The sequence below is a fragment of the Sabulicella glaciei genome (assembly GCF_026183895.1).
Taxonomy (GTDB): domain Bacteria; phylum Pseudomonadota; class Alphaproteobacteria; order Acetobacterales; family Acetobacteraceae; genus Roseococcus; species Roseococcus glaciei.
This window is the reverse complement of record NZ_JAPFQI010000001.1, coordinates 543,598-563,167: the sequence shown is the minus strand read 5'-3', so window position 1 is coordinate 563,167 and position 19,570 is coordinate 543,598. Positions and strand designations below refer to the sequence as shown.

Sequence of the window (19,570 nt, the reverse complement as noted above, 5' to 3'; positions counted from 1 at the left end):
TCTAGAAGTCCAGGTCGGCGTAGTGCGACGGCGGGGAAAGCCCGCTGATGCGATCCTGCAGCAGGCCCCGGAAGGCGGGCCGCGACTTGATGCGGCTGTACCAATCCCGTGCCGCCCCGTTCAGCGTCCAGTCCACGTCATTCGCGTAGTCGAGCGTCGAGAGATGTGCCGCCGCCGCGAAATCCGCGAGCGAAAGTTGCTGCCCCGCCAGCCATGGCCGTGATTCGGCCAACCAGCCGATGACCTCCATGTGCGGCTTCAGATTCGCGTAGCCTGCCCGGATCGCCGCGCCGTCCGGGTTGCCGAGGCCGAGGGGGCGCTTCAGGTGCCGCTCCCAGATCAGGTTCCGCGTCACCTCCTCGCCGAACTTGGTGTCGAACCAGGAAACGAGGCGCCGCACCTCCGCCCGCTCCGCCAGGGTGCGGCCGAAGAGTGAGATGTCGGGATAAGCTTCGTCCAGGTACTCGCAGATGGCATAGGAGTCGGCGATGGCGAGACCGTTCTCCTCCACCAGGACCGGCACGGTGCCAGCGGGGTTCAGAGCCAGGAACTCGTCCCGCCGCTCCCAAACCCGCTCCACCCGGAGCTCGAAGGGGATGCGCTTCTCCGCAAGGGCGAGCCGGACCTTACGGCAGTAAGGGGAAAGGGGCAGGTGGTAGAGGATCCGCATCGCCGCATTTCAATGCCACGCGGTTTCGGCAACATGAAGGGAACGGAACGGGTCCTTCGCAACGAAAGTCCCTGTTCCGTTCTCTTTTCTGTCACTCTGCCGCTTGCGGCACCTCCGCCATCGGTCGCGGCAGGTAGCGAGCGTATTCCTTTGGCACGACGTGCCAGAAATGCGCCCGCTCCTCCGGCCAGTCATTCAGGATGCGCGCGGCGTGGCGGCTGCCCGTTTCGGCCACATGGCGCTCGATCAGCGCCCGCAGCTCCGCTTCCCAATGCGACGAAGCCAAGCGCTGCCACAGGAGGGTGTCGGGATTGACCCGCCGCTCGAAGGTGCCGACGGCGTCGTGGATGAAGGCTTGGCCGCCCGTGAAGCCGGCGCCGAAATTGTCGCCGACCGCGCCCAGGATCACGACGGTACCGCCGGTCATGTACTCGCAGCCATTGGCGCCGCATCCCTCCACCACCGCCAGCGCGCCGCTGTTGCGGACCGCGAAACGCTCGCCCGCCTGACCGGCGGCGAACAGCGCCCCCGCCGTCGCACCATAGAGGCAGGTGTTGCCGATGATCGTGTTGTCGTTCCAGACAAGGCTGGAAGACGGCGCCGGGCGCACCACGACCGTGGCGCCAGACAGCCCCTTGCCGACATAGTCGTTGGCGTCGCCGAACACCTCCAGCTTCAGCCCGCGCACGCCGAAGGCCCCAAGCGACTGCCCGGCCGAGCCACGCAGCCGCACCGCGAGGTGCCCGTCCTGGAGGCCGATCATCCCGAACTGCCGCACGATCCGCGACGACACCTTGGTGCCGATGGCGCGGTGGGTGTTCCGAATATTGTAGGCCAACTGCATCTTCTCGCCACGCTCGAAGAGCGGCGCGGCGTCCTTCAGCATGTCGGCGTCCAGCGTCTCGGGAACCTCGTTGCGGCCTTCGACCGTGCAGTAGGGCTTCTCTGCCCCTGCATCGGCCTTCACCAGCAGCGGGTTGAGGTCGAGGTCGTCCAGATCCTCGGAGCCGCGGCTGACCTGGCGCAGCAGGTCGGTGCGCCCGATGACGTCTTCCAGCTTGCGGAAGCCGAGCGAGGCCAGGATCTCGCGCACCTCCTCCGCGATGAAGGAGAACAGGGCGATGACCTTCTCCGGACTGCCGGCGAACTTTTCGCGCAGCGCCTCGTCCTGGGTGCAGACGCCGACCGGGCAGGTATTGGCATGGCACTGCCGCACCATGATGCAGCCCATGGCGACGAGCGAGGCTGTGCCGATGCCGAACTCCTCGGCGCCCAGCATGGCGGCGATGACCACGTCACGGCCGGTCTTGATGCCGCCATCCGTCCGCAGCTTCACTCGATGGCGCAGCCGGTTCAGCAGCAGCACCTGGTGCGTCTCGGAGAGGCCCATCTCCCAGGGCAACCCGGCATACTTGATGGAGGTGACGGGGCTGGCGCCCGTGCCGCCCGAATGGCCCGACACCAGAATGGCATCGGCCTTCGCCTTGGCCACGCCCGCCGCGATCGTGCCGATGCCCGAGCGCGAAACGAGCTTCACGCAGACCGAGGCATCCGGATTGATCTGCTTCAGGTCGTAGATGAGCTGCGCCAAATCCTCGATGGAATAAATGTCATGATGCGGCGGAGGCGAGATCAGCGTCACGCCCGGCGTCGAGTGCCGCAGCCGCGCGATCAGCCCGGTGACCTTGAAGCCGGGAAGCTGCCCGCCCTCGCCGGGCTTGGCGCCCTGGGCGACCTTGATCTCGATCTCGCGACAGTTGTTCAGGTATTCGGCGGTAACGCCGAAGCGGCCCGAGGCGATCTGCTTGATGGCGCTGTTCGCGTTGTCGCCATTCTGGCGCGGCTTCGCGCGCTCCGGATCCTCGCCGCCCTCACCGCTGTCGGAGCGGGCGCCAATGCGGTTCATCGCGATGGACAGCGTCTCGTGCGCCTCGGGGCTCAGCGCGCCGAGGGAGATGCCCGGCGCCAGCAGGCGCTTGCGGATCTCGGTGATGCTTTCCACGTCCTCCAGCGCGATGGGCTTCTGCCGCTCGCCGCGGAAATCCAGCAGGTCGCGCAGCGCGACGGGCGGCTGCTTGCGGACGAGTTCGCTGTAGCGCTTGAAGGTCTGGTAGCTGTCCGTCTCCACCGCGCGCTGCAGCGTGTGGATCAGCGTGCCGCCGAAGGCGTGCGCCTCGCCGCGCTGACGCAGCTTATACAAGCCGCCCACCGGCAGAACCACGACTTCCGAGCCGAAGGCACGCTCGTGCATGACGAGCACGCGACGCGCGAGGCCATTCAGCCCGATGCCGGAAATGCGCGAGGCGACGCCCGGGAAATACTCGGCGACCAGAGCGCGCGACAGGCCGATGGCCTCGAAGTTCATTCCGCCGCGATAGGAGGACAGGACGGAGATGCCCATCTTGGACATCACCTTCAGCATCCCCTTGTCCACCGCCTTCTTGAACCGGCCGATCGCCACTTCCAGCGCGACGTCCCCGAACAGGCCGCGCCGGTGGCGGTCGGCGATGGAGGCCTCGGCCAGGTAGGCGTTGACGGTCGTGGCGCCGGCGCCGACCAGCACGGCGAAGTAGTGCACGTCCAGGCATTCGGCGCAGCGCACGTTCAGCGACACGAAAGTGCGGAGCGAGGTGCGGACGAGGTGTGTGTGAACCGCGCTGACCGCCAGGATCATCGGGACCGCCGCGCGCTCGCGCTCCTGCGCCTCGTCGGTCAGGATGACGTGCTGGCAGCCGGAGCGCACGCCGTCCTCCGCCTCGCGCCGGATGCGCTCAAGCGCGCGCTTCAGCCCGGCCTCGCCCTCGCTCACCGGGAAGGTGCAGTCTACTTCGCAGGCGCTGGCACCCATGTAGTTGCGCATCGCCTGGAACTCGGCGGTCGAAAGGACCGGGCTGTCCAGCATGAGCATGTCGCACTGGCTCGGATCCTCATCGAGGATGTTGCCGAGGTTGCCCAGGCGCGTGCGGATCGTCATCACCCGCGTCTCGCGCAGGCTGTCGATGGGCGGGTTCGTGACCTGCGAGAAGGATTGGCGGAAGTAATGATGCAGGCCGCGATAATGGCCCGACAGCACGGCGATGGGCGTGTCGTCGCCCATGGAGCCGACCGCCTCCTGCGCGTCCTCGACCATCGGGTGCAGGATCTGCTCCAGCTCCTCCATGGTGTAGCCCATGGCGAGCTGGGCGCGGCGCAGCGCCTCGCCCGTCATCTGCTCGGGCTTCGCGCCGGACTTGCGGACGATCTCGTCGATGCGGGTGGTGCGGTTCACCCACTGGCCGAAGGGCTTGCGGGCCGCGAGCGTGTCCTTGAGTTCGCCGTCGAGGTAGAGGCGGCCTTCGTCAAGGTCCACGCCGATGCACTGGCCGGGGCCGACGCGGCCCTTCGCGATGATCTGATCCTCGCGCAGCTTCACCATGCCGGTCTCGCTGCCCACGATCAGCAGCTTGTCGTCGGTCATCGTGTAGCGCAGCGGACGCAGGCCGTTCCGGTCAAGGCCGGCGACGACCCAACGCCCATCCGTCGCGCAGACGGCGGCGGGGCCGTCCCACGGCTCCATCACGGCGTTGCAGTACAGGAACAGGTCGTGATGCGGCTGCGGCATGGTGGCGTTGTTGCCGATGCTCTCGGGAATGAGCATCGCCTTGGCCATCGGGGCGTCGCGCCCGCCACGCACCATCAACTCGAACACGTTGTCGAGGCAGGCCGTGTCGGAGTTGCCGGCCTGCACCACCGGCTTGATGTCGTCCAGGAACGGGTCGAGCAGCGGATGGGAGAGGCGAGTCTCGTGCGCCTTCATCCAGTTCACGTTGCCCGACAGCGTGTTGATTTCGCCGTTATGCGCCAGCATCCGGAAGGGCTGGGCCAGGCGCCACGTCGGGAAGGTGTTGGTCGAGTAGCGCTGGTGGTAGATGGCGAAGCGACTGACGAAGCGCTCATCCTGCAGGTCGGGATAGAATTCGCTCAGCGCCTCGGCGAGGAACATCCCCTTGTAGATGATGGAGCGCGAGGAGAGGGAGCAGAGGTACAGCTCCGGGATCTGGGCGGCGATGGCCTGCTTCTCGATCCGGCGCCGCGTGACGTAGAGGTCGCGTTCCGTCGTCGCCTGGTCGCGCCCTTCCGGGTCGTAGATCAGGATCTGCTCGATCTCGGGACGGGTCGCGTTCGCCTTCTCGCCGATCACGGTGGCGTTGATCGGCACTTGGCGCCAGCCATAGATGCCGAACCCCATGCCGAGGATCTCCGTCTCGACGATGGTGCGGCAGCGCTCCTGCGCGCCGAAATCCGTCTTGGGCAGGAACACCATGCCCACGGAGATCAGGCCGGGGCGCAGCGTGTCGCCGCCCAGGCGCACCGCGTCCTCGAAGAACTCGGGCGCCAGCTCGACATGGATGCCGGCGCCGTCGCCGGTCTTGCCGTCCGCGTCCACCGCGCCGCGATGCCAGACCGCCTTCAGCGCATCGATGCCCGCGCGCACCACGGCGCGCGATGGCTTTCCGTCCAGCGCGGCGACGAGGCCGACGCCGCAGGCGTCGTGCTCGGTCGTGTCGATGCCGGCCTCGTTGAGGAGGGCGGCGTTGCGCTGCCAGTTCTCGACGTAGTCGCGTTCCATGTCCGTCACTCCGCCGCCCGGGCGACTTGCGCCTTGCTCAAGACGTATTCCGCGATCTGCTCCGCCGCGTCGCGGCCGTCGCGGATGCCCCACACCACCAGCGATGCGCCGCGCACGATGTCGCCGCCGGCGAACACGCCGGGCAGGTCCGTCATCATGGTACGATGGTCCACCTTCAGCGTGCCCCAGCGCGTCACGGTCAGCGCCGGCTCGTTGAACATCGCCGGAAGGTCCTCCGGGTCGAAGCCCAACGCCTTGATGGCGAGGTCGGCCTGCACCGTGAACTCGCTGCCCGGAATGGGCTCGACCTGCTGGCGGCCCGTGACGTCGGGCAGGCCGAGATGCATCTGCGTGGCCCGGACGGCGACGACCGCGCCCGCCTTGCCCTCGAAGCCCGCCGGGGCGGAGAGCCAAAGGAACTCGACCCCCTCCTCCTCCGCGTTGCGCACCTCGCGCATGGAGCCGGGCATGTTCGCCTTGTCGCGACGATACAGGCACTTCACCGAGGCGGCGCCCTGGCGAACCGCCGTGCGGACGCAGTCCATAGCCGTGTCGCCGCCACCGATGACCACGACATGCTTGCCCGCGGCGTCGAGTGCACCCGACTCGAACTCGGGAACCGAGTCGCCCAGGCCCTGGCGGTTGCTGGCGGTCAGGTAGGCGAGTGCCGGAACGATGCCCGAAAGCTCTGCGCCGGGCAGTTCCACGTCCCGCGCCTTGTAGACGCCGGTGGCGAGGAAGATCGCGTCATGGCGCTCGCGCAGCGCCTCAAGCGTGATGTCGCGGCCGATCTCCACGCCCAGGTGAAACTGGATTCCGCCGGCCTCAAACTGCTTCCAGCGGGCCATCACGACCTCCTTCTCCAGCTTGAAGCTAGGGATGCCGTAGATCATGAGCCCGCCGACACGGTCGTAGCGGTCATAGACATGCACGGCGAAGCCGCGGATGCGCAGCCGCTCGGCCGCGGCGAGCCCCGCCGGCCCGGCGCCGATGATGCCGACCGAATACCCGTTCTCCCGCGAGGGGGTGGGCGGCTTCACCCAGCCCTTCTCCCAGGCCGTGTCCACGATGTACCGCTCGACGCTGCCGATCGTGACCGAGTCGAAGCCCTTCTCGATCACGCAATTGCCTTCGCAGAGGCGGTCCTGCGGGCAGACGCGGCCGCACACTTCGGGGAAGGTGTTGGTCGCGGCAGCGACCTCGTAAGCCTCTTCCAGCCGTCCCTCGGCCGTCAGCTTCAGCCAGTCGGGGATGTTGTTGTTGAGCGGACAATGCACCTGACAGAACGGCACACCGCACTGGGAGCATCGGCTTGCTTGCTCCGACGCGCTCTCCGGGTCGAAGCGGTTATAGATCTCGCGGAAATCCTCGCGCCGCTGGCTGGCCGTACGCTTCTGGGGCGTTTGCTGCGACAGGCGGACGAATTGCAGCATGCGCTCAGCCATGGGGCATCCTTTCAGCGGGCCCGCAGCGATTAGCGCAGGAACTCCCCCTTGGGAAGCGCGAAGTTGCGATTCATGTCAGTATTACTGACCTTATCATCCCCTTCGCTTACTTCGTGCCATTGCAGCCCTACCTACCGCACTTTCATTAGGTCCAAATCGGTCCTTTCAGTTATCGCGGATACGCCGGCCACCGCCCGAACGGAAGCGGCTCAGGAGGCGCGGCATGACCGCCTCCACGGCTTTCGGCGTCAGGCCGAGTTCCTTCAACCCAGGCATGTCCGCCGAAGCGACATTGTCCCTGTCCAGAAGCAGCAGCTGATCGCGGGTCAGCGGCGGGTTGGGCAGGAACTCCCCGAGCCAAGCCTGCATCCTCGCGAGCCCGTCGGGAATCGCGACGAGGCGCTTGTCGCGTCCCGTTTCCTTCAGGGTGAAGGCGAGGAGTTCGCGGAAGGTCCAGACGCGCGGACCCGCCACCTCGAAGATGCGACCCTCGGTCGCCGGGTCGCGCAGGCAGGCCAGCACCGCGTCGGCGACATCCCCGACATGGACGGGCTGAAACCGCGTCTGACCCTTGATGACGGGCATGACGGGCAGCCAAGCCGCCATGGGCCCGAATCGCCCGAAGAACCCATCGCCCTCGCCGAAGACGATGGAGGGTCGGATGATCGTCGCGCGCGGGAAGGCGGCGAGGAGGCCCTCCTCCCCTTCCGCCTTGGTCCGGGCATAGGCGGAGGCGCTTTGCCGGTCCGCTCCGATCGCCGAAAGGTGGACGACCCGCGCCACCCCGGCCGCCGCAGCGTGGCGCCCGATCCGCGCCGGACCCTCCGCCTGGATGCGCTGGAAGTCGCCATGGAGGATGCCGACCGTGTTCACCACGATCTCCGCCCCTGCGACGGCGCGCGCCACCGCAGCGTCATCCGTCACGTCGGCGGCCAGGGTCGCGACCTGAGCCACACGTCCCATCGTGTACAGCTGCGCCGAGGTCGGTGGGCGCCGCGCGCAGACGCGCACCACGTAATCCTCCCGCGCCAGTCGCTGCACCACTTGGCGGCCGATGAATCCCGTCCCGCCGAACACTGCCGCCACCTTCCGCATACGCCGCGCCTCCGTCTTCCGCTGCGACCTTATAGGGAGGAATCTGGGCCGGGGGACGGGGTTGACGCCATCCCGCACCGCCATTATTCCCCGCCTCACAGCACCGCTGATTGCCCAGGTGGTGGAATTGGTAGACGCGCTGGCTTCAGGTGCCAGTGACCGCAAGGTCGTGAAGGTTCGAGTCCTTTCCTGGGCACCACTCCTCCCCTGAGACGGTTTCGCCGCATGTCCAAGACGCTCTTCACCCCGGGCGGGACCGTGCACCTGCACGCGCACGACCTTCCGGACGGGCTTTCGCTCGGCCCCGTGGTGGCGGTGGACACCGAGACAATGGGCCTCGACCCGCGACGTGACCGTCTGTGCCTCGTGCAGCTTTCCAGTGGCGATGGGGCGGCGCACCTCGTCCAGTTCGTTCCGGAAGCCCTTGGCGGACGCGGCTTCGGCGCCGCCCACAACCTGTCACGGCTGCTTTCCGCGCCCGACGTGATCAAGCTGTTCCACTTCGCCCGCTTCGACGTGGCGGCGCTGCACAACGCGCTGGGCATCACCGTGGCTCCGGTTCGTTGCACCAAGGTCGCGTCCAAGCTGGTCCGAACCTACACGGACCGACACGGGCTGAAGGACCTGTGCCGTGACCTGCTGGGCGTCGAGATCAGCAAGCAGCAGCAGACCAGCGACTGGGGCGCCGCCGAGCTGACGCCGGAGCAGTGCGCCTATGCGGCCAGCGACGTGCTTCACCTCCATGCGCTCTGGGCGCGGTTGGAGGCCCTGCTGCGCCGCGAGGGCCGGCTGGAACTGGCCCTCGCCTGCTGCGATTTCCTGCCGGTGCGCGGGAAGCTGGACCTGCTGGGCTATGATGAGCCCGACCTGTTCGCGCACTGAGGCAGGTCCGGACGCGCGCTAGCTAGCCGGATCGATCCAGCCGATATGCCCGTCCGGGCGCCGGTAGACCACGTTGATTGTCTGCGAGGCGCGGTTGCGGAACACCAGCACCGGCCCGCCCTCAAGATCCAGGCGCATCGTCGCCTCGCCCACCGTCAGCGTGTGCAGTTCCCGCGTGTCCTCCGCGACCACGGCCGGGTGGTCTCCCCCGTCCGGCGCGGCCTGCGCCTCGTCCGTCGCGTCCTCCTCCTCGCCGCGGAACACGGTTTCGCGCGCCATCTCGCTGGCGTCGCGGCCCCCGGCCTGTGACCTTGCGTGCTCGTTCACGCGTCGGCGGTAGCGGCGCAGGCGCTTGGCAACATGCTCGGCCGCTTCGTCGAAGGCACGGTGCGCGTCGGGCCCCTGCCCTTCCCCGCGCATGAGCAGCCCGCGACCGGCATGGAGATTGATGTCGCAGGCAAATGACCCGGCCCCCTTCGCGGCCTTCCGAAAGGTGACTCGCGCTTCCAGCGCGTGATCGAAGTATTTCGATGTGATGGTGCCGAGGCCTTCCTCGACGTGAACCCGCAGCGCATCGCTGGTGGCAACCTGCTTGCCGGCGACGGTGATGTGCATCGTCTCGTCTTCCTCCGTTCCAGGCGCCGCCCGGCCGGACAGGGACATTTCCCCAGGCCGAGCCGGCCCCTCCGGGATGCCAACGGCCGAATGCCGGATCAGGCTTCAAGCGGCCGTGGTCTGGATCGCACCGCGATGCCCGCCCCGGAGGTTTCGCGGGCGTCGCGGCCCTCGCGTGGCGGAAGGGCCGCCTTTCTCAGCCCGCCGCCTTCTGGCGCCGCCGCTCCACCGATGAGGGGATGCGAAGCGCCTCCCGGTATTTGGCCACGGTCCGGCGCGCGATGTCCACGCCTTCCTCCCGCAGCCTTGCGACGATGGCATCGTCGCTCAGCACGGTTTCGGCCGTCTCGTCCTGGATCAGCGACCTGATGCGGTGGCGCACGACCTCGGCACTGACCGCCTCCGCTCCACTGGTCCCGCCCAGGGCGGTGGTGAAGAAAAACTTCAGCTCCAGGAGGCCGCGTGGCGTCGCGATGTATTTGTTGGAGGTGACGCGGCTGACCGTGCTTTCGTGCAATTCCACCGCATCGGCGACGTCGCGCAGGATGAGCGGGCGCAGGAACTTGATGCCATGGCGCAGGAAGCCGTCCTGGCGCCGGACGATCTCGCTGGCGACGCGCAGGATGGTGTTCGCGCGCTGCTCCAGGCTCTTCACCAGCCAATTGGCGGATTGCAGCTGCTCCTGCAGGAAGTTGCGGCCATCGCGGTCCCTGCAGGACACGGTGGCGCGCGCCGCGAAGCCCCGGTTGACCAGCACGCGCGGCATGGTTTCCGAGTTCAGCTCCAACACCCAGCCGCCATCGTGATCCGGACGCATCAGGATGTCGGCCTGCACGGTGCGGGCCGTTTCGTCATCCGCCCCCGCGCCCGGCTTGGGGTCGAGGCGCCTGAGCTCCGCCACCATCTCGGCGAGGTCCTCGGCATCGACACCACACGCTGCCTGGAGCCCACGCATGTCGCGCTGGGCGAGGAGGGGGAGGTTGTCCAGAAGCCGCTCCATGAATGGGTCGAACCGTCCGCGCTCGACCAGCTGCACCTTCAGGCATTCACGCAGGTCGCGGGCGAAGATGCCGACAGGCTCGAAGCGCATCAGCCTCCCCCGCACCGCCTCGACCAGCGCTTCCTCGCAGCCCAGCGCGTCGGCCACCCGGGCGGGCTCAGCCAGGAACCGGCCACACGGATCCAGCAGGGCGAGCAGCGCCGCGGCGACCATCCGCTCCCGCCCTTCGGGAAAGGAAAGGCGAATCTGCTCAGCGAGGCGTTCCCGCAGGCTGGGCGACGCGGCGGCGACGGTCTCAAGCGAGTCGAGCCCCTCGCCGAAATCCGTCCGCCCACCCGGCCCGGACGCAGGCTGCCAGGACTCGCCATCCTCTTGGACGTTGGAAAGGTCGACATCGAGCGGTGCCTCGGCGATGCGGTCGGAGGCGGCGGCCTCCGCCGAGTCCGGGACGGGCGCCTCGGGTGCGACGGCGACGCTGCCCTCCTCCCGCTCCAGGAGCGGGTTGCGCTCAAGCTCCTCCTCGACAAAGGCGGCGACCTCCACGTTCGAGGCATGAAGAAGCTTGATCGCCTGCCGCAGCTGCGGCGTCATCACCAGCGATTGCGACTGCCGAAGGTCGAGCCTGGGGCCGACAGACATGGGTCAGCGCGCCTCGCGGCGCATCAGAGGCTGAACTTCTCGCCCAGATAGACGCGGCGCACTCCTTCATGCGCCACGATCTCCTGCGGCAAGCCTTCCATCAGCACCTGGCCGTCATGGAGGATATAGGCGCGGTCGATGATCTCAAGCGTCTCGCGCACGTTGTGATCGGTGATGAGCACGCCGATCCCGCGATCCTTCAGGTGCTTCACGAGGTCACGGATCTCGCCGACGGCGATCGGGTCGATGCCGGCCAGGGGCTCGTCCAGCAGGATATAGGAAGGGTGGGTGGCCAGGGCGCGCGCGATCTCGCAGCGCCTCCGCTCGCCGCCCGAAAGCGCCAGCGCAGGTGCGCGGCGAAGGTGGCCGATGCCGAACTCCGCCAGGAGCCCGTCCAGCATCTGCTCGCGCAGGTCGCGCTTGGGCTCCGCCACCTCCAGCGCGGCGCGGATGTTGTCCTCCACGGAAAGGCCCCGGAAGATCGAGGCTTCCTGCGGAAGGTAGCCGATGCCGAGCCGCGCGCGGCGGTACATCGGAAGCCGCGTCACGTCCGCGCCGTCCAGCAGCACGCGGCCGCTATCTGGCTGGATGAGGCCCGTGATCATGTAGAAGGTCGTGGTCTTGCCGGCCCCGTTCGGGCCTAGCAGCCCCACCGCTTCGCCGCGCCGGACCGACACGTGGACGTCGCGCACGACGGGGCGCTTCTTGTAGCGCTTGCCCAGCCCCTCGGCGACGAGGCCGCCGCCGGAAGGAACTGCCTGCAGCTTGGGGCGAATCATCGCGGTGCCGCCTGTCCCTGCTGCGGGACGATCAATCCCTGCACGCGCTGCCCGGGCGCCGAGACGATGCGCGACACGCCGGTGTTCATGTTCACCAGCGCCTCACGGCCATTCACTTGGTTTTCCTGCCGGGTGATGCGGACATCGCCGAGCAGCCGCGCCATGCCGGTCTGGGCGGAATAGATGCCGCGCTCGCCGCGCACCACCTCGGTTGCCGTGCGGATCTCCACGTTGCCGAAAAGCTCGATGCGGTCGATGCGGCCCTGCCCAGGTGGCGGGGCGGCGGCCCCCTGCGAGCCGGCGCGCGGCTGGGCGGGCCCGCGGGCCGGGGTGGCACCCCCCGGCGCGGGCTGCGGATCCGGCAGCATGTAGGCGACCAGCGTGTCGGCGGTGATGCGGCGGCCATCCTCCGTCGTCACCACGGCCTCGCCCCGTGCCACGGCCATGCGGCGCTCGCTCCAGTACTCCAGGGAGTCGCGGCTGGTGATGGTCTGCTGCGGCGTGGCGTAGGACAGGTTGCGTCCGGTGAGCACCATCACCGACTGGTCCATGTCGAAAACGCCGCGGTCACCCGTCGCCCGGTCGGTGGCGGTGTGGATGCGGACATTACCCTCCGCCTCCATGCGCCAGATCTCGTTGCCGCCGGATAGCGGCGTTTCGCCGGGCCGGGCCGGGGCCGCCTCGCCGGATGCCGGGCGATAGCGGGCGAGGAGGCGGGCCGCCTCCACCGTGGTCCCGTCGCGCGACGCGCGGGCATTGCCGCGGGCGATCACCACCTGCTCGGCCTGGCGCCACTCGATGCCGTCATCGGCGGTGATGTCCACCGGGCCGCCCTGCGACATGTCCAACCCCTGCGCCGCCGCGAGGCCGGGAAGCAGGGAAAGGGCGACGAGAAAGCGCTTCATTGTTGGCGCCCTTCCAGGACGGCGTGGGCACGGCCGGTGAAGATCATCACGGCGCCACGGTCGCGCATCTCGAATCCTTCGCTTTCGATCGTGCCGAAGGGGCCCTGCGCCTGGGTTGGGCGGTTGCCCGAGGCATGGCCGGTATCCACCTGCAGCACCGCCGCCTCCGTCCGGAACATGGTGCCGCCGTCATGGAAGAGGCGCACGTCGCCCCAAAGGTCGAGCGCCTGCCGCGGCCGGTCGTACCGCCCCTCACGCGATTCGAGATACACCCAGGCCCCATCGTTCAGCAGGATATCCGCCTGTGGCGAGTCGAGGAGCAGGATCTGATCCTGCCCTGGCTGGCGCGCGGTCTGCGCGGTGACGGTGTAGGGGCGGTTGATCTCGTCGATGCCTTGGTAGCGGGGGGCGACCACCTGCAGCGCCTCGGGCGTCATCGACGGCCCCCGCCGGAAGGACAGGCGCCCTTCCCTCCCTTCGAATTCCGGCCAAAGGAACAGGAGGCCCAGCAGCGCCATGATCAGGGCCGGCAGGACGAGCTTCACGAGCCAGACGAAGCGCTGCCTGCGTGCGATCTGCCCCGCGCTCGGCGTGCGGCGCGGGCGCGACGGGACCGGGACGGCGCGGCTGGCCGGCAGCACCGCGGCGGGCGCACCACCGGCCCGGGCGGGCGCGTCGGAGGCAGGAGGGTTGCTCACTTCGGATGTATGGTGCGCGGGGTGGCGGAGGGTCAAGGCAAGGATCGTGCCAGTCAGACCCGCTCGCTGATCTTGATGGCGACCTTGCATCCCACCTTGATCGCGGCGGAAAGCGCGCGGTAGCCCGGCGTCAGCTCCGCCTCGTTGGCGATACCGATGTCGCGGTGCTCCAGCTCCTCGGCGCGGAAGCGGGCAATCTCCGCTTTCAGCTCCGCCTCGTCCTCGCCGAGATTGGCTTCCTGCGCCTGGTAGTGCTCGTCGATCGCCTCCTCGACCGCCACGGTGCAGGCCATGGCGGCGCGCGACCCCATCGCCGCCGTGGCCGCGCCCAGCACGAAGCCGGCGACGTGCCAGAAAGGCAGCAGCGCGGTCGGACGGACCCGCCGCTTCGCGATGTGGCGGGCGAAGGTGTCGAGATGGACCTGCTCCTGCTCCTGCATGTGGCGGATGGTCGGCTCGTGCTTCGTCCCGCGTAGCACCGCCAGCTGACCCTGGTAGATGCGCTTCGCGCCATATTCGCCGGCATGGTCCACGCGGATCACGCGCTCCAGGTAGCGGCGGGGGGTCCTTTCGGTCATCGGAACTCCTTGCGGGCGAAGGTGAAGGCCAGGGCCGCCAGGCCCGCTCCATAGATGAGGTTCATGCCCGCCATGGAAAGCGGGAAGCCGGGCAGCAGATAGGCGGGCTCGTCGCAGGGCTTGGTCGGCCGCGGCGCGAGGCTCGCCATCATCTCCTCTAGCGACAGGTTCGGATTGATTGCCGCGACCTGGCATCCCGCGAGCGGCGAGGGCCACCAGCCGAACTCGACCCCCAGGTGGAACGCCGCGATGAAGGCGGAGGCGGAGGCGCAGAGCCCGGCCCCGATCAGCAGCCACCGCCGCCCGAAGCCGAGCAGCGCGACGCTGGCCAGCGCAAAGCCGATCCAGTACGGCGCGCGTTGCCAAAGGCAAAGGGCGCAGGGCGGCAGGGCGAGCGTCGCCTCCGACAGGCGGGCAGCGAGCGGCGCGAGCGCCGAAAGAAATGCGACAAGGAAGGCTCCGGCCATGGCACTTCATCGCGCCGCGCGCCCCCTTCCGCAAGCCGGGCCCCGCGCCTAGCCTCCGCGCCACCAAACGGGGGAAATCCGATGCTGACCATCTGGGGCCGCGCCAGCTCGTCCAATGTCATGAAGCTGCTCTTCCTCTGCGAGGAGTTGGGGCTGCCCTTTGAGCGGCTGGATGCCGGCGGCTCCTTTGGGCGGACGAACGAGCCCGACTACCTCGCGATGAACCCGATGGCCCGCGTGCCGACCATCGTGGAGGAGGACGGGTTCTCGCTCTGGGAGAGCAATTCGATCCTCCGCTACCTGGTCGCGCGCCACGCGCCGGGCTCGCCGCTGCACCCTGCCGACCCGCGGACGCGCGCCGGCATCGAGAAGTGGATGGACTGGCAGCTTGGCCATCTGAACGCGCCGATGACGACCATCCTCTTCACCCTTTACCGGACACCGGAGCCGGAGCGCGACCGGGCGGCCCTGGCGCGGGCGGAAGCGGAGACGGCGACGCTGTGGGGTGTCGTGGAGGCGGCGCTGGAGGGGCGCGACTGGCTTGGCGGAAATGCGCTCTCGCTGGCGGAGATCGCCCTCGCGCCCTACCTGCATCGCTGGCTGAACTTCCCGATCACGCGGCCCGAGATGCCGCGGCTGAAGGCTCTGCACGGCAGGCTGATGATTCGGCCCGGTTTCGCCCGCCACGTCGCCGTCCCGATCACCTGAGGAGGGGGCCGCACGGGTCACGCGCCCTGCGAGCACAAAAAAATGGCGACCCATTGCTGGGCCGCCAAGTTTAGGGAGGAAACGTCCAAGAAAACAACGAGGCGAACCTCGCTGCCGGACCGATAGATAGCGCCGAGATCGTTTGCGCGCAAGTGATTTTTCGCATTGCAGCATTCGTCCTCTGCAACCCTGAGCCCAGGAAAAGTGGCACGCCGGTTGCGTGGACCGGGCCATGCGCCACGCCGCCTTCTTTGCCCTCCTGTCGTCGCTCTTCGCCCCGGTTGCCTCGGCCCAGGCCGACCCAGGCCAGCTTTGCCGCTCCGCCATCGCCCGCGCCGAGCGCGAGGCGGGGATTCCGGCTGGGTTGCTGCAAGCCATCGGACGCGTGGAGTCCGGCCGCCGCAACCCCGAGACCGGCACTATCTCTCCCTGGCCCTGGACGCAGAATGCCGAGGGACGTGGGCACTTCCTGCCGACCCGGGAGGCAGCCTTGGCCGCGCTGCGTGAGATGCAGGGTCGTGGCGTGCGCGTGATCGACGTGGGCTGCATGCAAGTGAACCTGCACCACCACCCCCGCGCCTTCACCACCCCCGAGGAAGCCTTCGATCCCGACCTCAATGCCCGCTACACCGCGCGCTTTCTGCTCGAACTCCACGGCGCGCGGCCCGACTGGATGGTGGCGGCCGGGCACTACCACTCGCACACGCCGGATCTGGCCCAGGCGTACCGGAGCCGCGTCCAGGCGGCCTGGGCCGAGAGGGCGGCGCGAGCCGCCGAGGACCGCGCCCTGGCCGCGCCCCGCCCGGCCCCTGCCCCGCGCCTGGCCCTGTCAAACCAAGCGGAGCGTGTCCAGGTCGCGGCGGCGACGATGCCGGGCCGAGGCCTCGACGCCTACCGCGCCCAGCCTGTGCCCCTTGCCGCCCGTTCCCTTCTGCCCGTCCCCCTCGCAGCGGGGCTACGTCGTCAGTAGGTGGCGCGGCCGCCTGAGCAGTCGAACACCGCCCCGGTCGAGAAGGACACCCCGTCCGAGGCGAGGAAGGCCGCCATCTCCGCCACCTCCTCGGCAAGGCCGAACCGTCCGAGCGGGATCTTGGACTTCATCCAGGCGACCTGCTCGGCCGTCATCTGGCGAAAAAGCTCCGTCTCCACCGCCGCCGGGGTGATGCAGTTCACGCGGATCTCCGTCTCCGCCAGCTCCTTGCCGAGCGACTTGGTGAGGGCGATCACCCCGGCCTTCGCGGCGGAATAGGCGGAGGCCATGGGATTTCCCTCCTTTCCCGCGACGCTGGCGATGTTGACGATGCGCCCGCGTCCGCGCTGCCGCATCCCGGGCAGCACGGCGCGGCAGCACAGGAAGACGCCGACCAGGTCCACCTCGACCACGCGGCGCCATGCCTCGACCGGATAATCCTCCAGCCGGTGGTTGGGGCCGGTGATGCCGGCATTCGCCACCAGGATGCCGACCGGGCCGATCGCCGCCTCGGTGCGGGCGAGTGCCGCCTCGACCGCCGCCGCATCGGTCACGTCCACCGTTTCGCGATGCGCGGCGGCCTCGCGCGAGAGCGCGGCCTCGTCCGCGTCCCAAAGGGTGACGCGCGCGCCCGCTGCCTCTAGCCGCCGCGCGATGGCGAGGCCGAGACCCCGCGCACCGCCAGTGACGACCGCTGCCTCGCCGGCGATTCCCTTCACGACGGCTCCAGCCCCACCTCCCGCGCGAGGCGGGTGAGGTCGGTGATCTGGCCTTGCAGGAAGCGCTGCCATTCGGTGGGCGGCATGGAGCGCGGTGCATAGCCGAGCCGGCCCAGCCGCTCGCGCAGCTCGGCCGAGCCCAGGACCTTCTCCAGCGCCGCGTTGAAGCGGGACACCACCGGGGCCGGGGTGTTGGCCGGAGCCGAGACGCCAAACCAGACGATCAGCTCGAAGCCCGGCACGTCACGTGCGATGGGCGGGATGTCGGGGGCCAGCGGCGTGGGCTCGCGGGAGGTGACGCCCAGCGCGCGCACCCGGCCGTCGCGCACCTGGGTCAGCCCTGCGACGAGGTCGGTCAGGGTGCAATCGATGCGTCCGGCCATCACCTCGGTCAGGGCGTCAGGCCCGCCGCGCACCGGCACGGGCAACATGGACACGCCGGCCGTCCGGTTCATCAGCTCCGTTCCGATGAGGGAGGAGGCGTTGCCGTGGCTGAAGGTCAGCGCCCCGGGCCGGCGCCGCGCCTGCTCCATCAGATCGGCCGTGGTGCGGGCCGGGTTGTTGGGGTTCACCACCAGCACGTAGGGCGCCTCGGCCAGGAAGCCGATCGGCGTGAAGTCGCGGATCGGGTCGTAGCCCAGGTTGCGGACGAGGTAGGTGTTCAGCGCGCCGTTGGTGACGCTGAGGATGCCGACCGTGTGGCCGTCCGGCGCCGCGCCCTTGAGCGCCATGGTCCCCACCACCCCGTTGCCGCCGGGGCGGTTGTCGATCACCACGGGCTGGCCGAGTTCGCGGCCCAGCGGCTCGGCGATCATGCGGGCCAGGCTGTCCGTCACGCTGCCGGCCGGGAAGCCCACGATCAAGCGGATCGGCCGGTCCGGCCATGACTGGGCCAGGGCCGGCGCCGCGAGGAGCGAAGGCGCGGCGGCGAGGAGAAGGCGGCGTTGGATCATGGACGTTCCCGTTCGATAAGGTGCTTGTGGATGGCCGTGTTGTCGGATTTCGGCCCTTGGGCGGCGACGGCCTCGGCCCATTCCTCGCGCAGCAGGCGCAACAGCCGCGCCTCCACCCCCGTGGCCTCGGCGATGCCGGCCGCCGTCTCGATGTCCTTGCGCATCAGGCCGAGCTGGAACCCGCCCGCGTAACGGCGCGAGGCGATCTCCTGACCCAGCTTGGTCTCGGACGCGATGTTACGGCCGGAGGATGCGTTCAGCACCTGCGTCAGGATGCCGAGGTCGAGGCCTTCCCGCTCCGCCATCAACGCAGCCTCGCTGACGGCCAGGAGGCCCGCGGCATAGACGTAGTTGTTGAGTGCCTTCATGGCATGGGCGCTGCCCAGCGCCCCGGTGCGGATGATCGCCTCGCCCATGCGGCGCAGCAGCGGCTCCACGCGATCCACATCGGACGGGGCGCCTCCGGCCATGATCGCCAGCGTCCCGGCCCGCGCCTTCACCACACTGCCGGAGACCGGCGCATCCACCATGGCGCAGCCCCGGGCGGCAAGGCGGCCCCCCCATTCCCGTGTCGCGGCGGGTAGCGAGGACCCCATGTCCACCACTACCGTCCCCGGCCGCATTGCCCCTTCCAGGGCGCCAAGAACCGAGGCCACGGCCGGGCTGTCGGGCAGCATCAGGATGATGGTCCCGGCCCGGGACGCGAGTTCCGCCGCGCCGGGCAGCGCCTCGGCCCCTGGAATCCCGACGTTCGCGGCGTCGTGGGTGAGAAGCGGCGTCCCCTTGGCCACCAGGTTCGCCGCCATCGGCGCGCCCATCATGCCAAGGCCAATGAAGCCCACCGCGCCGTCCATGCCGTTCCCCCTCTTTCCTTGGGAGGGAGTTTCGGGGGCGTGGCCGGATTTGTCACGCCACCCCTCGAAAACCGGCGCGGGCGGTGCTACATCTCCCGGTGCCGCTTGCGGCTATGGCGATAAACGTTGCGTGGAATAATCGTTACGGACCCGGGGGCAGTGCCCGGCGTCTCCACCAATCACCTTCCCCTTGTCGGGGGCGCGGTTCTGGGGACGAAACAGGCTCGACGTGCGAGGTAAAGACGTAGCTTTTGCCCGGCATTGTACCGCCGTTATCGGGCTAAATCACAAGTGCCAACGACAACAGCCGCGAGGCTGTGGCGCTCGCTGCCTAACAATAGGTAAGCGCGGTTTGGGGAGCACCGGGCAACAGAAGCTCCCCGCTTCTTCTTCCGGGCGGATGCAGGGTCCGTGCCTTCCTTCCCCTGACGGCGTTCCGCTCGTATGTTGCGCGCCGCAGGATTTTCACATGACCCAAGCTCCGCCCCCCAGCCTCCTCCCCTATGAACATTGGGCCGGCCGCGCCCTGCGCGCCGTCGTGGTGGACGCGCTGGAACACGCCGCGCGGGAGGGGCTGCCCGGCGAGCACCATTTCTACATCTCCTTCCGGACCGACCATCCGGGCACGGTCGTCCCGGGTCACCTCAAGGTGCGCTACCCACAGGAGATGACGATCGTCCTCCAGCACCGGTTCTGGGACCTGGCGGTGGACCGGGTGGCGCAGCGCTTCTCGGTCGGGCTGTCCTTTGCCGGGGTCCCTGCCATGCTTTCCGTGCCGTTTGGCGCCATGACCGCCTTCCAGGACCCCCACGCCCAGTTCGGGCTGCGCTTCGATCCGGACCTGGAGCTGGAGGCGCCGCAAGAGGAGCAGGCCGCCCCGGAGCCTGCCCCCACCGCCGCCGAGGAAGAGCCGCCCGCCGCGCCGCAGGTGGTGAGCCTCGACGCCTTCCGCCGCAAGCGCGACTGAAAGACAAGAAGCCATGA

Annotated in this window: 18 protein-coding genes, 1 tRNA gene and 1 other RNA gene; 6 read left to right on the top strand and 14 right to left on the bottom strand. The window is 69.0% G+C overall.

Features of this window, described 5'->3' with window-relative positions; all coding sequences use genetic code 11:
• Position 1: 1 nt before the first annotated feature.
• The 4 genes from OF850_RS02510 to OF850_RS02495 all read right to left on the bottom strand — a co-directional run bounded on the left by OF850_RS02510 (position 2) and on the right by OF850_RS02495 (position 7,819).
• Complete coding sequence (locus tag OF850_RS02510) at positions 2 to 670, bottom strand: glutathione S-transferase family protein (RefSeq protein WP_301588105.1); 669 nt, start codon at positions 668 to 670, stop codon at positions 2 to 4.
• A 91-nt stretch (positions 671 to 761) separates the two neighbouring features.
• Positions 762 to 5,279, bottom strand: coding sequence for a glutamate synthase large subunit (gene gltB / locus OF850_RS02505; protein ID WP_301588103.1), 4,518 nt, complete (start codon positions 5,277 to 5,279; stop codon positions 762 to 764).
• A 5-nt stretch (positions 5,280 to 5,284) separates the two neighbouring features.
• The gene (locus OF850_RS02500) at positions 5,285 to 6,724 is read right to left on the bottom strand and encodes an NAD(P)-dependent oxidoreductase (protein WP_301588101.1); all 1,440 of its coding nucleotides are present in this window, start codon (positions 6,722 to 6,724) and stop codon (positions 5,285 to 5,287) included.
• A 165-nt stretch (positions 6,725 to 6,889) separates the two neighbouring features.
• Positions 6,890 to 7,819, bottom strand: coding sequence for a complex I NDUFA9 subunit family protein (locus tag OF850_RS02495; RefSeq protein ID WP_301588100.1), 930 nt, complete (start codon positions 7,817 to 7,819; stop codon positions 6,890 to 6,892).
• Positions 7,820 to 7,931: 112 nt separating this feature from the next.
• Here OF850_RS02495 and OF850_RS02490 point away from each other — a divergent pair.
• Positions 7,932 to 8,018: transfer RNA gene (locus OF850_RS02490), tRNA-Leu, on the top strand.
• Positions 8,019 to 8,044: 26 nt separating this feature from the next.
• Positions 8,045 to 8,701, top strand: a complete 657-nt coding sequence (locus OF850_RS02485; RefSeq protein ID WP_301588099.1) for a ribonuclease D — start codon at positions 8,045 to 8,047, stop codon at positions 8,699 to 8,701.
• A gap of 18 nt (positions 8,702 to 8,719) precedes the next feature.
• On the opposite strand, the gene hpf is transcribed toward OF850_RS02485, so the two are convergent.
• The 7 genes from hpf to OF850_RS02450 all read right to left on the bottom strand — a co-directional run bounded on the left by hpf (position 8,720) and on the right by OF850_RS02450 (position 14,382).
• Positions 8,720 to 9,316 (bottom strand): ribosome hibernation-promoting factor, HPF/YfiA family, encoded by a 597-nt coding sequence (gene hpf / locus OF850_RS02480; protein ID WP_301588098.1) that lies wholly within the window; start codon positions 9,314 to 9,316, stop codon positions 8,720 to 8,722.
• A 196-nt stretch (positions 9,317 to 9,512) separates the two neighbouring features.
• Entirely contained in the window at positions 9,513 to 10,955 is a 1,443-nt protein-coding gene (rpoN, locus tag OF850_RS02475; protein ID WP_301588095.1) for an RNA polymerase factor sigma-54, read from the bottom strand.
• Positions 10,956 to 10,978: 23 nt separating this feature from the next.
• The gene (gene lptB, locus OF850_RS02470) at positions 10,979 to 11,734 is read right to left on the bottom strand and encodes an LPS export ABC transporter ATP-binding protein (RefSeq protein ID WP_301588094.1); all 756 of its coding nucleotides are present in this window, start codon (positions 11,732 to 11,734) and stop codon (positions 10,979 to 10,981) included.
• Complete coding sequence (locus OF850_RS02465) at positions 11,731 to 12,639, bottom strand: LptA/OstA family protein (RefSeq protein WP_301588092.1); 909 nt, start codon at positions 12,637 to 12,639, stop codon at positions 11,731 to 11,733. Before OF850_RS02465 ends, lptB begins: the two co-directional genes overlap by 4 nt.
• Positions 12,636 to 13,337, bottom strand: coding sequence for an LPS export ABC transporter periplasmic protein LptC (gene lptC, locus OF850_RS23610; protein WP_301588090.1), 702 nt, complete (start codon positions 13,335 to 13,337; stop codon positions 12,636 to 12,638). The genes OF850_RS02465 and lptC overlap by 4 nt, the downstream gene beginning before the upstream one ends.
• Before the next feature lie 53 nt (positions 13,338 to 13,390).
• Complete coding sequence (locus tag OF850_RS02455) at positions 13,391 to 13,915, bottom strand: demethoxyubiquinone hydroxylase family protein (RefSeq protein WP_301588089.1); 525 nt, start codon at positions 13,913 to 13,915, stop codon at positions 13,391 to 13,393.
• A complete protein-coding gene (locus OF850_RS02450; protein ID WP_301588088.1) occupies positions 13,912 to 14,382 on the bottom strand; it encodes a disulfide bond formation protein B in 471 nt (156 codons plus the stop codon). Before OF850_RS02450 ends, OF850_RS02455 begins: the two co-directional genes overlap by 4 nt.
• Before the next feature lie 81 nt (positions 14,383 to 14,463).
• Between OF850_RS02450 and OF850_RS02445 the strand changes: the two genes are divergently transcribed.
• Positions 14,464 to 15,090 (top strand): glutathione S-transferase family protein, encoded by a 627-nt coding sequence (locus OF850_RS02445; RefSeq protein WP_301588087.1) that lies wholly within the window; start codon positions 14,464 to 14,466, stop codon positions 15,088 to 15,090.
• 232 nt (positions 15,091 to 15,322) lie between these two features.
• Positions 15,323 to 16,060: a lytic transglycosylase domain-containing protein gene (locus tag OF850_RS02440; RefSeq protein WP_301588085.1), complete on the top strand. Its 738-nt coding sequence runs from the start codon at positions 15,323 to 15,325 to the stop codon at positions 16,058 to 16,060.
• Here OF850_RS02440 and OF850_RS02435 read toward each other — a convergent pair.
• From OF850_RS02435 to OF850_RS02425, 3 genes are read right to left on the bottom strand one after another with little or no spacing between them, the layout of a single operon-like run.
• Positions 16,054 to 16,779, bottom strand: a complete 726-nt coding sequence (locus OF850_RS02435; RefSeq protein ID WP_301588083.1) for an SDR family NAD(P)-dependent oxidoreductase — start codon at positions 16,777 to 16,779, stop codon at positions 16,054 to 16,056. The genes OF850_RS02440 and OF850_RS02435 overlap by 7 nt on opposite strands.
• Positions 16,776 to 17,732, bottom strand: a complete 957-nt coding sequence (locus OF850_RS02430) for a Bug family tripartite tricarboxylate transporter substrate binding protein (RefSeq protein ID WP_301588081.1) — start codon at positions 17,730 to 17,732, stop codon at positions 16,776 to 16,778. Before OF850_RS02430 ends, OF850_RS02435 begins: the two co-directional genes overlap by 4 nt.
• A complete protein-coding gene (locus OF850_RS02425; RefSeq protein ID WP_301588079.1) occupies positions 17,729 to 18,586 on the bottom strand; it encodes an NAD(P)-dependent oxidoreductase in 858 nt (285 codons plus the stop codon). The genes OF850_RS02430 and OF850_RS02425 overlap by 4 nt, the downstream gene beginning before the upstream one ends.
• A 60-nt stretch (positions 18,587 to 18,646) precedes the next feature.
• Between OF850_RS02425 and ssrA the strand changes: the two genes are divergently transcribed.
• Positions 18,647 to 18,971, top strand: a transfer-messenger RNA (tmRNA) gene (gene ssrA / locus OF850_RS02420).
• A gap of 84 nt (positions 18,972 to 19,055) precedes the next feature.
• On the top strand, positions 19,056 to 19,553 hold the full coding sequence (locus OF850_RS02415) for an SspB family protein (protein ID WP_301588078.1): 498 nt from the start codon (positions 19,056 to 19,058) through the stop codon (positions 19,551 to 19,553).
• Positions 19,554 to 19,570 lie beyond the last annotated feature (17 nt).

Coding starts and splice junctions, on each gene's coding strand:
- lptB (WP_301588094.1), bottom strand. CDS start 11,734: ATGATTCGCCCCAAGCTGCAGGCAGTTCCTTCCGGCGGCGGCCTCGTC.
- OF850_RS02455 (WP_301588089.1), bottom strand. CDS start 13,915: ATGACCGAAAGGACCCCCCGCCGCTACCTGGAGCGCGTGATCCGCGTG.
- OF850_RS02415 (WP_301588078.1), top strand. CDS start 19,056: ATGACCCAAGCTCCGCCCCCCAGCCTCCTCCCCTATGAACATTGGGCC.
- gltB (WP_301588103.1), bottom strand. CDS start 5,279: ATGGAACGCGACTACGTCGAGAACTGGCAGCGCAACGCCGCCCTCCTC.
- OF850_RS02430 (WP_301588081.1), bottom strand. CDS start 17,732: ATGATCCAACGCCGCCTTCTCCTCGCCGCCGCGCCTTCGCTCCTCGCG.
- rpoN (WP_301588095.1), bottom strand. CDS start 10,955: ATGTCTGTCGGCCCCAGGCTCGACCTTCGGCAGTCGCAATCGCTGGTG.
- OF850_RS02440 (WP_301588085.1), top strand. CDS start 15,323: ATGCGCCACGCCGCCTTCTTTGCCCTCCTGTCGTCGCTCTTCGCCCCG.
- OF850_RS02510 (WP_301588105.1), bottom strand. CDS start 670: ATGCGGATCCTCTACCACCTGCCCCTTTCCCCTTACTGCCGTAAGGTC.
- OF850_RS02465 (WP_301588092.1), bottom strand. CDS start 12,639: ATGAAGCGCTTTCTCGTCGCCCTTTCCCTGCTTCCCGGCCTCGCGGCG.
- OF850_RS02450 (WP_301588088.1), bottom strand. CDS start 14,382: ATGGCCGGAGCCTTCCTTGTCGCATTTCTTTCGGCGCTCGCGCCGCTC.
- OF850_RS02485 (WP_301588099.1), top strand. CDS start 8,045: ATGTCCAAGACGCTCTTCACCCCGGGCGGGACCGTGCACCTGCACGCG.
- OF850_RS02445 (WP_301588087.1), top strand. CDS start 14,464: ATGCTGACCATCTGGGGCCGCGCCAGCTCGTCCAATGTCATGAAGCTG.
- OF850_RS02495 (WP_301588100.1), bottom strand. CDS start 7,819: ATGCGGAAGGTGGCGGCAGTGTTCGGCGGGACGGGATTCATCGGCCGC.
- OF850_RS02425 (WP_301588079.1), bottom strand. CDS start 18,586: ATGGACGGCGCGGTGGGCTTCATTGGCCTTGGCATGATGGGCGCGCCG.
- hpf (WP_301588098.1), bottom strand. CDS start 9,316: ATGCACATCACCGTCGCCGGCAAGCAGGTTGCCACCAGCGATGCGCTG.
- OF850_RS02500 (WP_301588101.1), bottom strand. CDS start 6,724: ATGGCTGAGCGCATGCTGCAATTCGTCCGCCTGTCGCAGCAAACGCCC.